Raw genomic sequence first — 18,063 nt, 5'->3', positions numbered from 1 at the left:
TTAGCTTAAACGCAGGTCATTCTTATAAAGAGGAGAAGACTTTTCAAGTACCAAATGCACATATTCAAAATTTTTATTGTTGACCAGTGCCTTTCGGTGTTTAAACTCTTAGGGATCAAGATTCTGATCGAAATGAAACGAGAGGGTTATAAATATGATTTTGAACAATAAAGTTAAACTTTCTGCAGAAGAGCCTACAAGCGAGTCATCTTCTGATAAAAAAGAAAATTCAGCAAATAATGAAACTAATTTAAACGGTGCTTCTCAAGTTTTAAGTGAAGAAGCTGCAAAAATAGCAGCGTTAGAAGCTGAGTGTACAGCTACGCAAGCTAAATTGGCTGAAACTCATGATCGTATGTTAAGAATAGCTGCTGATTTTGAAAACACTCGCAAAAGAATGGAAAAAGAAAAACAAGATTCTCGAATTTATTCCATTCAAGAATTTGCAAAAGATCTCCTTCCTGTCATTGATGCCTTTGATAAGGCAATGTCTGCCATTGAACAATCCCAAATAAACTTTGAAACTGAAGAAGGTAAAAAAGTAGCAGGAATTGTTGAAGGGGTTCAGCTTGTTTCTAAAGTTTTCCAAGATACAGTTAAAAAACATGGAATTGAAAGACTTCCTGGAAAAGACGCCCCTTTTAATCCTGCCTTCCACAATGCAATAGCGAAAATAGTTGATCCTATTTATACGCAGGAAACAGTAATAGATGAATTTATGGCGGGATATAAAATTGGAGATCGCATACTTAGAACGGCAATGGTTCGAGTTGGTTCTCCAGACTAATAAAATAATTGTTTATATATCAGTTATTTTTTTTGTATTTCCTATTCAAGCTCAGCTCTCAGCTTTTGATAAAGCGGAGAGTTTTTTTTATAATAAAGAATTTGATAAAGCTTCTTTGTTTTATAAAAATGTAATTCAAAATGAATATTCATCAAAAAAAGAAGTTGCTTTTTCAAAATGCAGGCTTTCTCTTTTAAATAATAATTATAATGATATTTTACAATATCAAAAATATTTAGAAGAATCTTTAAGTGATAATATTTTACCCTTATCTATGGCATCAATATGTTCTTATGCATTATTGCAAATCTATTATTTATTAAATGATTATAAAAATGCAGTTATTTTGTCAAAAAAAATGGGTAATCCAAATTTACAACCATTATATTTAGCAAGATTTTATGCATTATCTTTGGAATCTGCAAGAAATATTCAAAATAAAGATTTTGAAAGATCTCAATTAATTTATCTATTAAATTTAATGAAAAAAAATAATATACAGTCTGTAGAATTAAACAAAAATAATAATAAAGTATTACTTTTATCGGATATTGAATCAAGATTAAATATTTTAAATTTTGAGAATAATATAGATTCAAATTTTCAAAATAATTTTATTGAAAATGTTTTTCTATTAAAAATGAAAGAAGGAGATTTTCAGTTATCTTTAGATATACTTGAAAAAAATATAGTTAAAAATTCTGAAAGTATTTTACTAGAATCTGGTTTTTTAATTGAAAATTCAAAACTAAGATCACGATTAGTGCATTTAAACCATGATGATCCACAAGAAATGAGAATTGGAATTATTTTATCAAATAGAGAAGATAGACAAAAATACAATCAAAATGTTTTAAGAGGTATTTCTGCATTTTTTTCGTCTACTGCTGTTCAGGGCGTCCATTATAAAATTGAAATTGAAGAAGCAAACTCAGATGAAGGAAGTTTATCAACTGCTGCTTTAAATTTAATATTTGATAAGCATATTCATACATTAATAGTGACTGAAGGATTTAAGGATATAAAGGATTTAAATTATTTAGTAGATATGTTTTCTATACCAACAATATTTCCTGAAAAAAATAATGAAATGATATTATCAAGTAAAAAAGATTTAAATTATCTAAAAATAATATCTGAAAATGGAAGGTTTAAAAATTCATTTGAAGAATTATTAAACTCCGATTTAAAGACGTTAAGGATAGAATCAAAAATTTTTGATGCCTTTATTTTATTAAGAAATATGCAGTATTTAGCTAACGGCTCCCAAAACGCTCAAATAAATAAAATTATGAAAGATGGTAATTGGAAAATTGATGGGGTTTCAATTTATGAAGGTTTTTCGAGTGTTAGATAAACTATTTTCATTCGAAAAATCTAAGCAAAAAATCTTCAAAATTATTATTGATAATATTTGCTTTTATATTCATTTAGGCCATTTATAAAATAATTAAACAATATTAAATACAAGTAAAATAATATTTTTCATAGTTTACTTCTGGTCTACATATATGACCAAATGCCGATTTTAAATTATATTTTTTTGTAAATAATTGATTATTTAAGTCTAAAATCATTAATTTTGGAAGATTTTGACTTGAAAGAACAGAATGATTTAATTCATTCATGAGTGAATCTTTAATAGAAAGTACTTCTAAATTTGGTAATAAATAAAAAGCTCTCTCGGAAATGCGAGTTATTGGATTATTATTTAAGTTTAAATATTTTAGTGTATTTAGATAATAAAATGAGTAATGATCTAATTCTTTAATTTTATTAAAACTTAAGTCTAAAAATTCTATATTTTTTATATAGATTGAATAATTTATTATCTCAATATTGTTTTTAGAAAGGTTCAATTTAGAAATTTTTAAATTTTGAGATATAAATTCTAAATCACTTATTGAATTATTACTTAAATATAATTTATCTAAGGAATAAATATAAATAAATGCATCTTTATGAATTTTTTTAATATTATTACCTTCAAGATTTAAATTCTTTAATTTTGGTAAATTTCCAAAAACATCATCTAGTATATTATCTAAATTAGAATTTGTTATGCTAATTTTTTCAATATTGATTAGGTTTTTAAAAGAATTTTGAGCTAATCTTAGATTCCTATTTCCGCTAATATTTATTTCTTTTAAATTATTTAGATTGTTAAATGAAGATTCGCTAATGACTCCAATATCATTGTTTTTGAATGTGATACGTTCAAGATTTAATCCATTAAAGCTTTCAGAGACAATTTCATTTATTTTGGTGTCAATAAACTCTAGTTCTTTTAAATTTAATAAATTAGATAAATTAGCTAAAGAATCAACTCTGAAATCTATAAAAAATCTATGGAAAATTATTTTTTGAATATCATTTCTAAAATTGATTTTATTTAAAAAGAGTAAGTCTAATTTTTGGAATTGATTACCTTGAATAATTAATTCTTTTTTCTTTGGATCGTAAACATAATCTTTATCCTTTTTGCTATCTCCATCACAATTTATTTTATATAAATTTTCATAATTATTTAAAGAAGTTAAATTACAGAAAAACTGATATTTTTTATCTTTGCTATTTTCATTATTATATAGCTCATTATTATAATCAAGTTTTATTTCTTTAACTTTTGACAATTTATAAAATGCTTTATCGTCAATTTTTCTAATTTTATTACCTATGAGGTCAATAGTCTCAATATTGGTTAATTTCGAAAACGAAAAAGAATTAATTTCAGGTAAAATGTTACTAGAGTATATAATCTGAGTTAGTTTTTCATTTTTTGGAAATAGAAATGCATTAAAGCTATTTGCTTGCTCAATCCTGTAACCTTCGATGGTAAGTTTCTGCATGTCTGGAAATATATTTATTTTATAGATAGGACTTAGATCTAAGTATTCAGAATATATAATAGAATTAGGACTTGGCTTTAAATGAATATTTGTATTATTTTTATTTTGAATTTGGTCTATATTTAAAGCTATTTTTAGAGCAGGTGAGAGGTATGAATTTTGATTTGATTTTGCAATCTCAAGCCACCTATTATAAGAATAATTAATTTTTATGTTAAAATTAATTTTATCAGATATTTTATTCTTGTTTTTATTGATTTTAAAAGCAGTAAAATCACAATTTAATAATGTGGTTAAATTTTTTGGAAAATTATTAATATAAAATTTTTCTTGAATCTGAGAAAAAGATATTTTTTTACAATTTTCATTACTAAAATATGAATTATTATTATTTTCGTTGTATTTAATAGATAATTCATTTAAATGTAAAAAATCATCATTTTCATCTAAAATATTAAATGAAAATAATTCATAATCATTTATTTCGTTAGAAATACCTGAAAAATTGTTATTACTATCTTTTGGAACATAAACATTTTCTTTTAAAGGATTGCCTTCTTCTATTGGTTCTTGAAATAAATAAGTAAGACCATTATTTGGAATATTTACTATTAACTTACTAATATTATTTTTTATTTGCTCTTTTGAATAAATAATTTGATGAGTAAATATCTGTATTAATAGAAAATAAAATGAAATTTTTTTTATATAACAATTAATCACGAAAAAATCCTTTTTTTCTGAAAATAATTAAAGTAAATTCTCAATTTACTATATAAATTGAGCATAAATATGTGATTAATTTCTAACAATTTATTAAGTTTTTTACAATTAAAAAAATGGATATATATTATTTAAATAAAGCACCTTGAAATTCAGACCATTTTAATGCGTCACGTATAGCATCTTCAATGCTAAAATTTGCTTTCCAATTTAAATATTTCAGAGCTTTATCTGCATTTGCATAAGCTCCTGCAACATCTCCTAGTCTTGGTTCTGTTTCTTTTTGAGGTAGTTTTTTTCCATAAACATTTTCAAACGCTTTTAAAAGTTCTTTTACAGTAACACCGTTCCCTGTTCCAAGATTAATAACTAAATATTTTTCTTTTTTATTTGAAAAGATGGAGTCAAAGTTTTCTACGGCGTTTACATGGGCTAAAGCTAAATCCCATACATGAATGTAATCTCTTATTCCGCTGCCATCTCGAGTGGGCCAATTTACTCCAGTGATGCAAAATTCCGGTATTTTTCCTTGCGCTGTATCAACCATTTTTGCCACAACATGGCTTGCATTTTTAGCATGACTACCTGAGCGCATTTTGGGGTCAGCACCAATTGGGTTGAAATATCTTAGAGATATTGCTTTCATATTTGAATAAGCTTGGCAATAATCTTCTAATATCATTTCCATCATTAGCTTAGTTTTTGCATAAGGACTTCCTGGTTTTAATGAGGCTTCTTCTGTAACCATAAAATTAGGAGCTACATCGTAAATAGAAGCAGAGCTGCTAAAAACTATATGATGGCATCCTAATAAAATTAAATTTCTAAATAATTCATTAGATTTAGATACATTTTCTCGGTAATACTCGTAAGGTTTTTCAACACTTTCGGGTACAATAATTAGAGCTGCACAGTGAATAGCGTGTTTTATTTCAGGATGTTCTTGGAATATTTTTTTTAAGGTTTCTTTGTCAGAAATATCTGATTGATAAAAATAACGATTTTTAACAAATTCTGATTTTCCTGTGACAAGTGAATCTAGAACGATAGGAATATGACCAGAATCTTCTAGTGCAGAGCAAATTGTACTTCCTATATATCCAGCACCACCTGTGACCAATACTTTCATGATTTCCTCTTTATCTTTATAAAATGATTCAGATTCCTTAATTAAGGAACGCCTCAGAATTGAGTTTAATTGAAACTCCTTATTTTTCAATAATTTCTCGAAATCTTCTTCTTTTTGGTATATGGAAATTAAATTGAAAGAGTTTTTATACTCTTATTGTATTCATAAATTGGGGGGTTTCATGTTTCAAGACTATCTTTTTTTTGGAGTAGATACAAAAGTTTATTATAGCTATCGAATGCTCCATTTAAGCCATTTGGTTGAAGAAGCTAAAAATCTTCATAATTTAAATAATAATCGAGCTCTTCTTTTGTCTGATACCCTTCTTGGAAGTGTATTATTATCATCAATATTAGATTATGAAGAGAGAATTAATTTAAGAATTCATTGTGGCAGTGACTTTACAATAGGCACAGAAACTTCATATTTAGCAGAAACTCGAGGCTATATTGAATGCAATGAGGAATCTGAAATAGTAAAACAAATAGATTTGGGAAATAATATTATTCCTGAACTTCAAATTAGATCAATGCGTTCTCAAAGAAAAAAATCTACTTTATCGGAAGGGCATACGGTTTCAAAATTAAATTCAATTGAACAAGCTTTAAATGATCATTTATCGTCTAGTTATCAAATGAATACGTATCTAAAAATAAGTAGTTGGGTGAATGAGAATGATGGAAAAATCAATGCTTTTGGAGTTATTTATCAGGAATTGCCTGATATTCCAGAAAGTGTTTCTGAAAAACTAAAAAATCATATTGCTTCTTTGCCATCTATGAAAGATTTATATTTATTAAATAGTGATGCAGATGTTTTATCAAAAAAATTAATTCCAGATGAAACAAAAGCTGTAAAAAGTTTAAATCCAAAATTTGTTTGTAGTTGCTCACAAGAAAGAGTGGAAAGTGTTCTTGTTACATTACCAATGGAAGATCTTTCTGATATAATAAAAAAATCCGAAGATTTAGAAATGAAATGTCATTATTGTAACAGAAATTATATTGTTGGCATGAATAAAATTTCACAAATATATGCTAGCAGAAGTAATGTAAATTCTGAATCATCTGAAATGAATTAACATGAATTTATTAAAATATGAAATCATGTTGGACGAATGTAATTTTGTAAAAAGATATAAACGATTTTTTGTAGATGTAAAAACAAAAGAAAATGATATATTAACTGTACATTGTGCAAATAGCGGTAGTATGAAAAGCTGTTTGGTCGATGGTTCGCAAGCATATATATTAGACTCTAAAAATCCTTCACGGAAATTGAGATATTCTTTAGAATTATTAAAATTAGAAGATGGTTTAGCATGTTTAAATACATCTAGAGCAAATCAATTTATTGAAAAATTATTATTTAATACAATTGGACAAAAAGAACAAAACAACTTTATTGAAGCTCTTTTTCCATATGAAAAATTCCAATTTTGGAATCAATTTAAAAGAGAAGCTGTTTTTACTAAAGAAACAAGATTTGACTTCTGTTTAAGCTCTTCTACTTCGGCAAAAAAATGTTGGATTGAAGTAAAAAGTGTAAGTTTAAAATTGGAAAATAATGTTTGGGCTTTTCCCGATGCCGTTACAGAAAGAGGGCAAAAGCACTTAAAAGAATTAATTCATGCAAAAAAATCAGGAGATGAATCTTGGTTGTTTTTTGTACTAATGAGAGGGAATAATATTTCAGAAGAAATATTAAAAAATGGTTTTCGAGCAGCTCATGAAATTGATCCGACTTATTCTTTATTGCTGGAAGAAGCTAAAAAAGAAGGGGTCAATATTGCTCTTGTTATTCCAAGTATTTCTACCGAAGGATTCTCTCTTAGAAAGTTTTTCTTAATAAACTAAAGGATTATGAATGAATTCTTTATATTTAAAAAATACTGTTTATCCTATTATTTTGTTAATATCGCTAGGTTTTACTTGGGGAACAAGTTTTTCCATTGCTAAATTTGCAATGGAAAGTGGAATAACGCCACTTGGCTATGCATTTTGGCAAAGTTTTGGGCCTGCTATTTTAGTTTTTATACTTTCTTATATTCAAAAAAAATCAGTTCCTCCTTATAATTTACAGCACGTCTTTTTTTATTTTATTTGTGGATTACTTGGAATTGCTTTGCCTAATTTAACAATGTATTTTTCAGCCTCACATGTACCTTCAGGGATTTTAGGTCTTATTATAAATACTTCTCCAATTTTGACATATGTATTATCTATTATATTTTCAATTGAAAAATTCTCATGGATAAGATTTATCGGAATTGTATTTGGTTTTATTGGATTATTTATTTTATTTTTTCCAAAATTATCAAATTATTTAGAATACAAATGGATGTTATTTGCATTATTAACTCCATTATTATTAGCTTCTTGTACCGTTTTTATGGTTAAACTTAGACCAAATAATACTTCTTCTTTAGCGCTTTCGTGTGGAATGTTGGTTGCGGCAACTTTTATTATTTTGCCTTTAGTATACTTAAATAATAGTTTTCATCCCATTGTTTTTCCTTTAAGTAAACCTGATCTTTTTATAGTTATTGAAATTATATTATCTAGTATTGGATATGTTTTGTTTTTTGAATTATTAAGAGTAGCTGGAGCTGTTTTTTATAGTTTAGTAGGTTGTATTGTTGCTTTAGCTGGTTTGTTTTGGGGTTATATAATATTTGGCGAAAATATAAAACCATTTGAGTGGTTTTCGATCTTATTTATAATTTCTGCTATATTTCTTGTTTCTAAAAAAAATAAATAATTTTTAAAAATATAATTTTAGTTGATATTTTAATTTTATAATTTATAATTACTTTATACTTAAAACACTTTTAAGATTTCTTAATTAAAGACTAAATATTGTTATCAATTATGAACATTATTTGCGGATTATAAAATATGAAATACTTTATTTTTTTGTTGATATTCACTAAGTCCATATTTATTTATGCAAATACTGAAAACGATAAAGATTTATTAAATAAACAAAACTCTCCAGTACAAAATGAAGCGCCAGGGTTTTGGGATGGAGAATGGTATTTTTCTTGGGGATATAATCGTGATTATTGGCGGCCAAGCGATATTCATATTTCCCAAAAAGCATTGGGCAATGATTTTACAATTTATAATGTTCGTGCTGAAGATTTTCCTCAATGGAATAGCGGTGTTTTTAATAAAGAATTAACAGAACCTCAATTTAATGTTCGAATTGGACACTTTTTTGATAAAGAGAGAACTTGGGGATTAGAATTAAATTATGACCACACAAAATATTCAACTTACATTGATCAGTATGCGAGAGTTTCGGGAACAATTAATGGTAATTACACTGATTCCATTCAGTTGTTAACTTATGATTATTTTCATTATAATTTACATAATGGTGCAAATCATGTGATGATTAATCTTGTAAAAAGAATTCCTATTTTATTTGAAACTAATGAAAACTTTAGCTTGGCAGGAATTATTAAAGCAGGTGCCGGAGTTATGTTACCTCATTCTGAAAATAAAGTATTAGGGAATACAAACTATGTTGGTTCTAAAGAATGGGGTAATTTATTTGGTGTTAAAAATGGTTGGTGGCAATTAAATGGTTGGACTGTTGGAATTGAAGCTGGATTTAGATTTGTTGTTTGGAATCCAATTTATATTGAATTTACTGATAAAGAAGCTTATGCAAGCTTAATTAATATTCCTGTGTATCAGGGGGTAGCAGATCAAGTGTTATGGATGAATGAACTTATTTTAAGTTTAGGATATACTTTAGATACCTTAAAAGATTAAATAAGCTCATTATTATTAATTTACAAAAATAAATAACTAATTAAATTTAAAATTAATATCTATATGCATCTGGTTTGTAAGGACCATCAATATTTATATTTAAATATTCAGATTGTTTATTTGTTAGTTTTGTTAACTTAACTCCAAGTTTTTCAAGGTGAAGACGCGCAACTTCTTCATCAAGTTTTTTAGGTAGTGTATATACATCAATTTTATATTGGCTGCTATTTTGCCATAATTCAATTTGAGCTAAAACTTGATTTGTAAAACTAGTACTCATTACAAAGGCTGGGTGTCCTGTTGCACAACCTAAGTTAACAAGTCTTCCTTCTGCTAATAAAATTATTTCATGTCCATCAGGAAAACGATATTTATCAACTTGAGGTTTGATATTTATATGTTTAATACCTTTAATAGCTTTTAATCCAGCTACATCTATCTCAACATCAAAATGCCCAATGTTGCAAACTAAGGCCTGATCTCTCATTTTTGTCATATGATCTGCTGTTATGATATCGCAGCATCCTGTTGTGGTAACAAAGATATGTGCTTCATGAATGACATCTTCCACTCGAACAACTTGATAGCCTTCCATTGCAGCTTGTAAAGCATTTATTGGATCAATTTCAGTAATTAATACTCTTGCTCCGTGTGACTTCATTGAGTGAGCGCAGCCTTTACCAACATCACCGTATCCTGCTATTAAAACAGTTTTGCCGGCGATCATGATATCTGTTGCTCTTTTAATGCCGTCAGGTAAAGATTCTCTACAGCCATATAAATTATCAAATTTACTTTTTGTTACGCTATCATTTACATTTATTGCAGGAATTTTTAATTCACCTTTTTTTAGCATTTGGTGTAAATGGTGAACACCTGTTGTTGTTTCTTCTGAAACGCCTTTGATTTCTTTTAATAATTGAGGAAATTTTTTGTGAACCAAAGTTGTTAAGTCGCCACCATCATCAAGTAGCATATTTGGACCTTGGCCGTTTGAAAATTTAAGAGTTTGCTCAATGCACCAAACATACTCTTCTTCCGTTTCGCCTTTCCATGCAAAAACAGGAACACCAGTAGAGGCAATCGCAGAAGCCGCAGCGTCAACTGTAGAAAAAATATTACAGCTAGACCAGCGTACATCGGCCCCAAGTATTGTAAGTGTTTCAATAAGTACAGCAGTTTCTACAGTCATATGTAAACTGCCAGCAATACGAGCTCCTTTAAGGGGTTTTGTTTTTCCGTATCTTTCCCTTAGTGTCATTAAACCAGGCATTTCTTTTTCAGCTAATTCAATTTGTCTTCTTCCAAGTTCGGAAAGGGAAATATCTTTAACTTTATAGTCCATTTTTTTCTCCATGAATTTGATATAAATTTGTACAGCTTATTCTATTTTATGATTCCATTGCTTGATTTAAAATTATTAGCCAGCAAAGGAAAAGCATAAAAAGTTAACATATAAAGATTACGAAAATAAATTGAGTTAATCAACCATTAGAAATTTTTTTCCAGGTTGTAATTATGTTTAATAAAATATTAGGTGAAATATTTTCCATGCAAAGGCATTTTTTTTGAATTGTGCATTTTATATTACAATACTCATTTTTACTTATATTCTTTCCTATTAAATATTGAGCATGAATACCAATAGGAGCCCATCTTTTAGGAGCCATTGCTTCAATTGGTGGATAAAGACCAATGGTATTTTTTCCTAATGCCGATGCAATATGTAGAGGTCCAGTGCTATTTGCAATTAAGCCATCGCACATATCTATAAATGAAATAAATTCGTTTAAATTAAATAAACCAGAGATATCTATAGCTGAAGGACATCTATTTATAATATTGCTTTTTATAAAATTGGATTCTTCTGCACTTCCTGAAAAGAAAACTTTGAATGACTCTTCTGGCAATGAATTTGCTAAAGTAACAAAATTATCAACGCCCCATTCTCTTGCACTGCCTTTTGATTTAGGGTGTAAAATTAAATTAAATTTTGAATTATCAATTAAATTATTGAATTTTTCAGGTAATTTATTTTTTATTTTTAGCCCATAAAAATTAGATATTTGATTTGTTTTTAATTCTGTATTTATATTTAGTGGAGACAAAAGTTTTAAATTTAATTGAGATTCATGTAAGTCTGATTTCTTTCTGCTCAATGTTATATTTTTGTTACAATATATCCAATGAAATAATCTTCTGTTTGTTCCTACTCTGTTTTTTATGCCTGCTTTTTTTGCAGATTTTGCAATTTCTTTATTTGGAAAAACATGAATGATCGTATCACAATTTATTTTATTTAACTCATTTGCTATGTCTGAGCTTTTTTTTATTTCATCCCAGTCATAAAATTCATCAATGTTTGTGCAAATATCTATTATGGGTTTGGTATATTTTTTTCCAAGAAATAAAATTTTAGAGTTTGGATATTTTTCTTTAATTAAAGCAGCCATTGGTAGAGTTAATATAACATCACCAATATTATCGGTTCGGCTAATTAAAACTCTTTGATATAAATTTTCTTCCATGAATTTTTTCCTAAACATGAAAAGTTTAGATTGTTATTTTTTTTCGTTTAGGTCTACATATTGATATTTTTTTAGAAAAAAGTAATTTGCGTATTTAATAAAATTAGAAAAAGCAGCTCCCATGCAAATAATAATTCCAATCCTACCATCTAAAAAACCTTTTTTAAGAATATAAAATTTAAAAAAAGTCCAAATAGGCTGTAAAAGAATTTGAGGAAAAAAGGCTATTTTCTTTTTTCTGGCAATTTCCCTTGCTCCTGCATATCCATATTTATTCATTTTATCAAAATATTGATACATTGAAGTGTAAGAGTAATGCAATAAATCAGTTTGAAAATGCTCGACGACATAACCTGTTTTAGGAATGACGCCCTCATGAAGAATATTATCACTTAAATAAGCTCGTTTTTTATGAAAAAAACGAATGACTTTTCCTGGATACCAGCCAGAATGTTTAACCCAGTGTCCTAAAAAGAAAGTTTTTCTTGGAAAATCTATGGCTCCCGTTTCATGAAAAGTTCCCTGATGAATTCTTGTTATCCACTCGTTTGCAAGTTCTTTTGGAACTTCTTCATCTGCATCGATCCAAAGAATCCAATCATGGGTTGCTCGATTGATACCTATTCTTTTATTTTCAACAAATCCAAACCATTCCGTTTGTATGAGAACAATATCTTTATATGTTTTAACAATATCTAGTGTTTTATCTGTGCTTCCAGAATCAACAACAATAATTTCATCTACAAACGATAAAGAGTTTAGGCATTTTGCAATATTTTTTTCTTCATTTTTTGTAATAACAACAGCAGTGAGCTTTTCAATTTCTGGAACAAAATTTGAAATATGATAGCTCTGCATTTTTTTATATTCTTGGTAAATTTCTGTTATTCCCATTCAATTGTCGCTGGTGGTTTTGTGCTTATATCATAAACAACTCTGTTAATACCTTTAACTTCATTTATAATTCTAGAGGAAACATGAGCTAAAAACTCGTATGGAAGTTTACTCCAATCCGCTGTCATACCATCTGTGGCACTTACGCATCGAATTGCGGCAACGCTTTCATAAGTGCGACCATCACCCATGACTCCAACAGAACTTACAGGTAACAATACCACAAATGCTTGCCAGGTAGAATTATATAGATTTTGTTTTTTTAACTCTTCTATAAAAATAGCGTCTGCCTCACGAGCGATATTTAATCTCTCTTTTGTTACTTCGCCTAAAACTCGGATTCCTAAACCAGGTCCAGGAAAAGGATGTCTTGCTAGCATGTCATTTGGAATATTCATTTCTGCACCAAGTCTTCTGACTTCGTCTTTAAAAAGTTCTCTTAGTGGTTCAATGAGTTTAAATTTCATTTTTTCAGGAAGGCCACCAACATTATGATGAGTTTTAATTGTTACGCTTGTTCCATGAAGAGAAATAGATTCTATGACGTCAGGGTACAAAGTACCTTGTACTAAAAATTTAGCATTTGGAATTTCTTTGGTTTCAGATTCAAATACATCTATAAAAGTATTTCCAATGATTTTTCTTTTTTTCTCTGGATCAGTAACACCTGCTAAACGAGATAAAAAAAGTTCAGAGGCATCAACGCCTTTTACATTTAAATTTAAATCTTTTTTAAATCTTGCAAGAACTTCTTCATACTCGTTTTTTCTTAATAAGCCGTTATTAATAAATAAACAAAGTAACTTATCACCAATTGCTTTTTGAGTTAAAACAGCTGCAACACAAGAATCAACGCCACCACTTAGAGCGCATATAACTTGTGTGTCAGGACCTTCTGCTGTTACTTTTTCTTTTATAAGTTCAACAGCTCTTTCAATTTGTAATGAACTATCCCATTCTTTTTTATCTTTACAAATATCTTGGACAAAGCTCTTTATGATATCTCTTCCATATTTAGAATGTTCTACTTCTGGATGAAATTGCACACCAAAAATAGGTAAGCTTTTATGATGAAAAGAAGAAATTACTTTATTTCTTGTAACGGAATCAATTGTTAACTTAGAAGATAATTCTTTTATTTCATCACCATGACTCATCCAAACTATATTTTCTTCAATATCTTTAATTTTATATAATGGGTTTTCTGATTGAATGTTTTTTTCAACTATAATTTTTTCAAAACCATATTCTCTATTTTTAGAAGGAGCTACTGTCCCACCAAGCATAAAATTAATTAATTGTAATCCGTAACAGATTCCAAGTACTGGAACTTCAAGTGTTTCAATATTCAAATCTATTTTAGGAGAATTGTTTTCATAAACACTATGTGGGCCACCAGAAAATATAATTCCAGAAAGTAATTTTTGTTTTTTTAATTCAGAAATTCTTTCTTTTGCAGATGTAAAAGGAACAATTTCAGAGTAAACAGATAATTCTCTAATTCTTCTTGCTACTAACTGTGTAAATTGTGATCCAAAATCAATTACTAAAATCATTGTTTTTTCCTTATGAATGGAAACAAAAAAAGCTTGTTTTTAGCAAGCTTTTTAAAGAATTTATCCTCTACTTATGCTGTAGTTTGGAGCTTCTTCCGTAATATTTACATCATGAACATGGCTTTCTCTTAAACCAGCAGCCGTTATTTTCACGAACTCTGCTTTAGTTTGAAGATCGAGAATATCTGTTGCGCCAGTGTATCCCATGCCTGCTCGAATTCCGCCAACAAGTTGGTGAAGCACTTCGCTTAGAGGACCTTTATATGGAACTTGTCCTTCAATACCTTCAGGAACTAATTTATTATTATCGCTTTGTGTTCCTTGGAAATAGCGATCTTTTGAGCCTTGTTTCATAGCTCCTAATGAACCCATACCCCTGTATTTTTTAAATACTTTTCCTTGAAAGCTAATTCTTTCCCCTGGTGATTCTTCAGTACCAGCTAGCAATCCTCCTAGCATAACGGTGTGCGCTCCCGCTGCTAGTGCTTTAACAATATCGCCACTAAATTTAATTCCACCGTCAGCAATTATTTTCACATTTGTACCAGCAAGAGCTTCTGCTACACTCATGATAGCACTAATTTGCGGCACTCCAATCCCAGCAACTATTCTTGTCGTACAAATGGAGCCAGGACCAATTCCAACTTTTACACAATCAGCGCCTGCTTCAGCTAAAGCTTTTGCAGCAGCGCCTGTGGCAATATTTCCAGCAACAATAGAAAACTTGTTCCCATATTGTTTTTTTACTGCTGCCACTGTTGAAATAACGCCTCTGCTGTGGCCATGCGCCGTGTCTATCACAAGAACGTCTATTCCTGCTTCAACAAGCGCCGGGATTCTTTGCTCAATATCGAAAGGAGTTACTCCAACTGCAGCTCCAACTAAAAGCCTTCCAGATGCATCTTTGCTTGCATTTGGATGTTTAATTGCATTTTCAATGTCTCTTCTTGTGATAAGACCAATTAAATGATCATTTTCATCAACAATAGGAAGTTTTTTTATTCTATGTTTTTGAAGTAAATTTTTAACATTTTCAAATAAATTATTATCGAAAGGAGTATCTCTATGTTTTTTAGGCATAACGATTAATTTGCTTCTCTCAGTCATAATATCTTTTATTTGTATAGATTCGTTTGCTTCAAATCTAATATCACGTCCTGTAACAAGTCCAACAAGCTTTTCATTATGCACAACAGGTAGACCAGAAATTTTTCTGCTTTCCATGATGGCTTTAGCTTGCTTAATAGTATCATTAGGGGAAATTGTTAAAGGATTTGCTACTACACCGCTTTCGGAGCGTTTAACGAGTCTTACTTCTTCTGCCTGAGCTTCTGGAGAAAGATTTTTATGTATGATTCCAAGACCACCTAGTCTTGCCATACAAGCAGCAAGCTCGTGTTCAGTAACACTATCCATAGCAGCGGATATGATAGGGCTATGAAGTTTAATAGATTTAGATAAATAGGAACAAACATCAACTTCATGTGGCAATGTTTCGGAATAGTTAGGAAGTAATAAAACATCATCAAAAGTTAAGGCGTCAGAGACAACCTTACGTGTAAATAAAGTGTTTTCCTTACTAAATTCATTGACCATCTTGTACTCCATTATTTTTGAAAGTGTAAACGGGTATCAAAACTAGTGCCGATGCTTTATCAAATAAAATTTTGCTAATCTACTAAATAAAATAGGTAATAAAAAATAAGTAAAAATTTTATAAAAAGATGTTTCTTCTTTCTTTTTCGAAAGTCGAGAAAACATTATAGTAGTAATTACAATATAATAAGGATTATGAAAAACGAAAATCAATGGATAAGTTATTGTATTTGCTTATTTCAAATACAATTTGAGAGACTTTAGCGGCAAAGATTTAAGAAAAAACGATATAAAATTTAAATCTTATAATTTCAATAAGTTATATTAAAAAAATGAAATATGTAATTTTTTTTTAAGAAAGATTTGACAACTCAAACTGGGTTGTGTAGCTAGGTGTTCTCGCTGCTAGCGAACCACCGACTCAAACGAGAAAGTGAAGAGCCCAGCAAAGAGAAGTTATTTGACAAGAGAAGAAAGCAAAAACAGAGTGCGGTTCCATGGTTTTGAGTAGATTTTCTCGCGAGAGGAAATGGAAAGAAATCAGGTTCCGTAAAAAGAACCGTCAAGATAGTAAAAAAAGCGGATGGGTAGAAATACTTATCTGTAAGTAAATTAGAGCTAAGAGTTTGATCCTGGCTCAGAACGAACGCTGGCGGCGTGCCTAACACATGCAAGTCGAACGGAGGTAGCAATACCTTAGTGGCGCACGGGTGAGTAATGCATGGGAATCTGCCTTTTGGAGGGGGATAACTACGGGAAACTGTAGCTAAGACCGCGTAAGCAGCAGCGATGCTGGAAATGCCGGGACCGCAAGGCCGGCAGCCGAAAGATGAGCCCATGTTCCATTAGCTAGTTGGCGGGGTAACGGCCCACCAAGGCGAAGATGGATAGCTGGTCTGAGAGGACGATCAGCCACACTGGGACTGAGACACGGCCCAGACTCCTACGGGAGGCAGCAGTGGGGAATATTGCGCAATGGGGGAAACCCTGACGCAGCAACGCCGCGTGAGTGAAGAAGGCCTTCGGGTTGTAAAGCTCTTTCGGTTGGGAAGAAGGGTTATTGTTTTAATAAAGCAGTAATTTGATGGTACCAAAAGAAGAAGCACCGGCAAACTTCGTGCCAGCAGCCGCGGTAATACGAAGGGTGCGAGCGTTGTTCGGAATTACTGGGCGTAAAGGGTTCGTAGGCGGGAATGCAAGTCAAGTGTGAAATCCCCAGGCTTAACCTGGGACGTGCATTTGAGACTGTGTTTCTTGAGTTTCGGAGAGGGTGGTGGAATTGCTGGTGTAGGAGTGACATCCGTAGAGATCAGCAGGAACACCGGAGGCGAAGGCGACCACCTGGCCGAATACTGACGCTGAGGAACGAAAGCGTGGGGAGCAAACAGGATTAGATACCCTGGTAGTCCACGCCGTAAACGATGATAACTAGGTGTTGGGGGAGTTGACCCCTCCAGTACCGTAGCCCACGCGCTAAGTTATCCGCCTGGGGAGTACGGTCGCAAGACTAAAACTCAAAGGAATTGACGGGGGCCCGCACAAGAGGTGGAGTATGTGGTTTAATTCGAAGCAACGCGAAGAACCTTACCTGGGTTTGACATACCGTGAAAAGCGCAGAGATGCGTAATAGTAGCAATACACACGGATACAGGTGCTGCATGGCTGTCGTCAGCTCGTGTCGTGAGATGTTGGGTTAAGTCCCGCAACGAGCGCAACCCTTTCCCTTATTTGGCATCATTAAGTTGGCAACTATAGGGGTACTGCCGGTGATAAACCGGAGGAAGGTGGGGATGACGTCAAGTCCTCATGGCCCTTACATCCAGGGCTACACACGTACTACAATGGCCAAGACAAAGCGAAGCTAAGCCGAGAGGTGGAGCCAAACGCAAAAACATGGTCTCAGTTCGGATTGTGGTCTGCAACTCGACCACATGAAGTTGGAATCTCTAGTAATCGCAGATCATCAGGCTGCGGTGAATACGTTCCCGGGCCTTGTACACACCGCCCGTCAAACCACGAAAGTTGCATAAGCCAGAAGCAGGTGGGCTAACCGCAAGGGGGCAGCCTGCCAAGGCTTGTGCGATGATTGGGGTTAAGTCGTAACAAGGTAGCCGTAGGGGAACCTGCGGCTGGATCACCTCCTTTCTAGGAATTTTGAGTCTTCTGTAAAGAAGCTCTATTCTAGGTCAATGGAATCGCACTCTGTTTTTGTAATCTTT

General features: G+C 31.0%; 13 protein-coding genes and 1 other annotated feature (1 of these 14 cut by a window edge). Of the genes, 6 read left to right on the top strand and 7 right to left on the bottom strand.

Annotation, left to right across the window (positions count from 1 at the left end; all coding sequences use genetic code 11):
• Positions 1-154: 154 nt before the first annotated feature.
• Entirely contained in the window at positions 155-787 is a 633-nt protein-coding gene (locus tag GCL60_RS07600) for a nucleotide exchange factor GrpE (RefSeq protein ID WP_153419861.1), read from the top strand.
• Positions 735-2,144: a hypothetical protein gene (locus GCL60_RS07595; protein WP_161998128.1), complete on the top strand. Its 1,410-nt coding sequence runs from the start codon at positions 735-737 to the stop codon at positions 2,142-2,144. Before GCL60_RS07600 ends, GCL60_RS07595 begins: the two co-directional genes overlap by 53 nt.
• Before the next feature lie 103 nt (positions 2,145-2,247).
• Here the strand turns inward: GCL60_RS07595 and GCL60_RS07590 are convergent, their stop codons facing one another.
• Together GCL60_RS07590 and galE are read right to left on the bottom strand one after the other, a co-directional pair.
• A complete protein-coding gene (locus GCL60_RS07590) occupies positions 2,248-4,359 on the bottom strand; it encodes a leucine-rich repeat domain-containing protein (RefSeq protein ID WP_153419857.1) in 2,112 nt (703 codons plus the stop codon).
• 127 nt (positions 4,360-4,486) lie between these two features.
• Complete coding sequence (galE, locus tag GCL60_RS07585) at positions 4,487-5,488, bottom strand: UDP-glucose 4-epimerase GalE (protein ID WP_153419855.1); 1,002 nt, start codon at positions 5,486-5,488, stop codon at positions 4,487-4,489.
• Positions 5,489-5,669: 181 nt separating this feature from the next.
• Here galE and GCL60_RS07580 point away from each other — a divergent pair, with 181 nt between their 5' ends.
• The 4 genes from GCL60_RS07580 to GCL60_RS07565 all read left to right on the top strand — a co-directional run bounded on the left by GCL60_RS07580 (position 5,670) and on the right by GCL60_RS07565 (position 9,270).
• Positions 5,670-6,569 carry an Hsp33 family molecular chaperone HslO gene (locus tag GCL60_RS07580; protein WP_161998127.1) on the top strand — a complete coding sequence of 300 codons (900 nt, stop codon included), beginning with the start codon at positions 5,670-5,672 and terminating at the stop codon, positions 6,567-6,569.
• Position 6,570: 1 nt separating this feature from the next.
• The gene (gene sfsA / locus GCL60_RS07575) at positions 6,571-7,344 is read left to right on the top strand and encodes a DNA/RNA nuclease SfsA (protein WP_153419851.1); all 774 of its coding nucleotides are present in this window, start codon (positions 6,571-6,573) and stop codon (positions 7,342-7,344) included.
• Between the two features lie 10 nt (positions 7,345-7,354).
• Positions 7,355-8,248, top strand: coding sequence for a DMT family transporter (locus GCL60_RS07570; RefSeq protein ID WP_153419849.1), 894 nt, complete (start codon positions 7,355-7,357; stop codon positions 8,246-8,248).
• A gap of 137 nt (positions 8,249-8,385) precedes the next feature.
• Positions 8,386-9,270, top strand: coding sequence for a hypothetical protein (locus tag GCL60_RS07565; RefSeq protein ID WP_153419847.1), 885 nt, complete (start codon positions 8,386-8,388; stop codon positions 9,268-9,270).
• A 52-nt stretch (positions 9,271-9,322) separates the two neighbouring features.
• On the opposite strand, the gene ahcY is transcribed toward GCL60_RS07565, so the two are convergent.
• From ahcY to guaB, 5 genes are all read right to left on the bottom strand, one after another.
• Positions 9,323-10,615: an adenosylhomocysteinase gene (ahcY, locus tag GCL60_RS07560; RefSeq protein ID WP_272914815.1), complete on the bottom strand. Its 1,293-nt coding sequence runs from the start codon at positions 10,613-10,615 to the stop codon at positions 9,323-9,325.
• Positions 10,616-10,754: 139 nt separating this feature from the next.
• Positions 10,755-11,798: a glycosyltransferase family 9 protein gene (locus GCL60_RS07555; RefSeq protein WP_161998126.1), complete on the bottom strand. Its 1,044-nt coding sequence runs from the start codon at positions 11,796-11,798 to the stop codon at positions 10,755-10,757.
• A gap of 33 nt (positions 11,799-11,831) precedes the next feature.
• Positions 11,832-12,656, bottom strand: coding sequence for a glycosyltransferase family 2 protein (locus tag GCL60_RS07550; protein ID WP_161998125.1), 825 nt, complete (start codon positions 12,654-12,656; stop codon positions 11,832-11,834).
• A 26-nt stretch (positions 12,657-12,682) separates the two neighbouring features.
• Positions 12,683-14,248: a glutamine-hydrolyzing GMP synthase gene (gene guaA / locus GCL60_RS07545; RefSeq protein WP_153419840.1), complete on the bottom strand. Its 1,566-nt coding sequence runs from the start codon at positions 14,246-14,248 to the stop codon at positions 12,683-12,685.
• Between the two features lie 60 nt (positions 14,249-14,308).
• Positions 14,309-15,844 carry an IMP dehydrogenase gene (gene guaB, locus GCL60_RS07540; RefSeq protein ID WP_153419838.1) on the bottom strand — a complete coding sequence of 512 codons (1,536 nt, stop codon included), beginning with the start codon at positions 15,842-15,844 and terminating at the stop codon, positions 14,309-14,311.
• 614 nt (positions 15,845-16,458) lie between these two features.
• Positions 16,459-18,063 (top strand) — a sequence feature (most likely nonfunctional fraction of RNA operon) (it continues 2,886 nt past the right edge of the window).

The organism is Silvanigrella paludirubra (assembly GCF_009208775.1).
GTDB lineage: Bacteria > Bdellovibrionota_B > Oligoflexia > Silvanigrellales > Silvanigrellaceae > Silvanigrella > Silvanigrella paludirubra.
This window is presented reverse-complemented; position numbering and strand designations above follow the sequence as displayed.

Excerpts from the sequence above, each read along its gene's own strand:
- guaA (WP_153419840.1), bottom strand. The coding sequence starts at position 14,248 with ATGATTTTAGTAATTGATTTTGGATCACAATTTACACAGTTAGTAGCA.
- guaB (WP_153419838.1), bottom strand. The coding sequence starts at position 15,844 with ATGGTCAATGAATTTAGTAAGGAAAACACTTTATTTACACGTAAGGTT.
- GCL60_RS07580 (WP_161998127.1), top strand. The coding sequence starts at position 5,670 with ATGTTTCAAGACTATCTTTTTTTTGGAGTAGATACAAAAGTTTATTAT.
- GCL60_RS07550 (WP_161998125.1), bottom strand. The coding sequence starts at position 12,656 with ATGCAGAGCTATCATATTTCAAATTTTGTTCCAGAAATTGAAAAGCTC.
- GCL60_RS07565 (WP_153419847.1), top strand. The coding sequence starts at position 8,386 with ATGAAATACTTTATTTTTTTGTTGATATTCACTAAGTCCATATTTATT.
- galE (WP_153419855.1), bottom strand. The coding sequence starts at position 5,488 with ATGAAAGTATTGGTCACAGGTGGTGCTGGATATATAGGAAGTACAATT.
- ahcY (WP_272914815.1), bottom strand. The coding sequence starts at position 10,615 with ATGGACTATAAAGTTAAAGATATTTCCCTTTCCGAACTTGGAAGAAGA.
- GCL60_RS07600 (WP_153419861.1), top strand. The coding sequence starts at position 155 with ATGATTTTGAACAATAAAGTTAAACTTTCTGCAGAAGAGCCTACAAGC.
- GCL60_RS07570 (WP_153419849.1), top strand. The coding sequence starts at position 7,355 with ATGAATTCTTTATATTTAAAAAATACTGTTTATCCTATTATTTTGTTA.
- GCL60_RS07555 (WP_161998126.1), bottom strand. The coding sequence starts at position 11,798 with ATGGAAGAAAATTTATATCAAAGAGTTTTAATTAGCCGAACCGATAAT.
- sfsA (WP_153419851.1), top strand. The coding sequence starts at position 6,571 with ATGAATTTATTAAAATATGAAATCATGTTGGACGAATGTAATTTTGTA.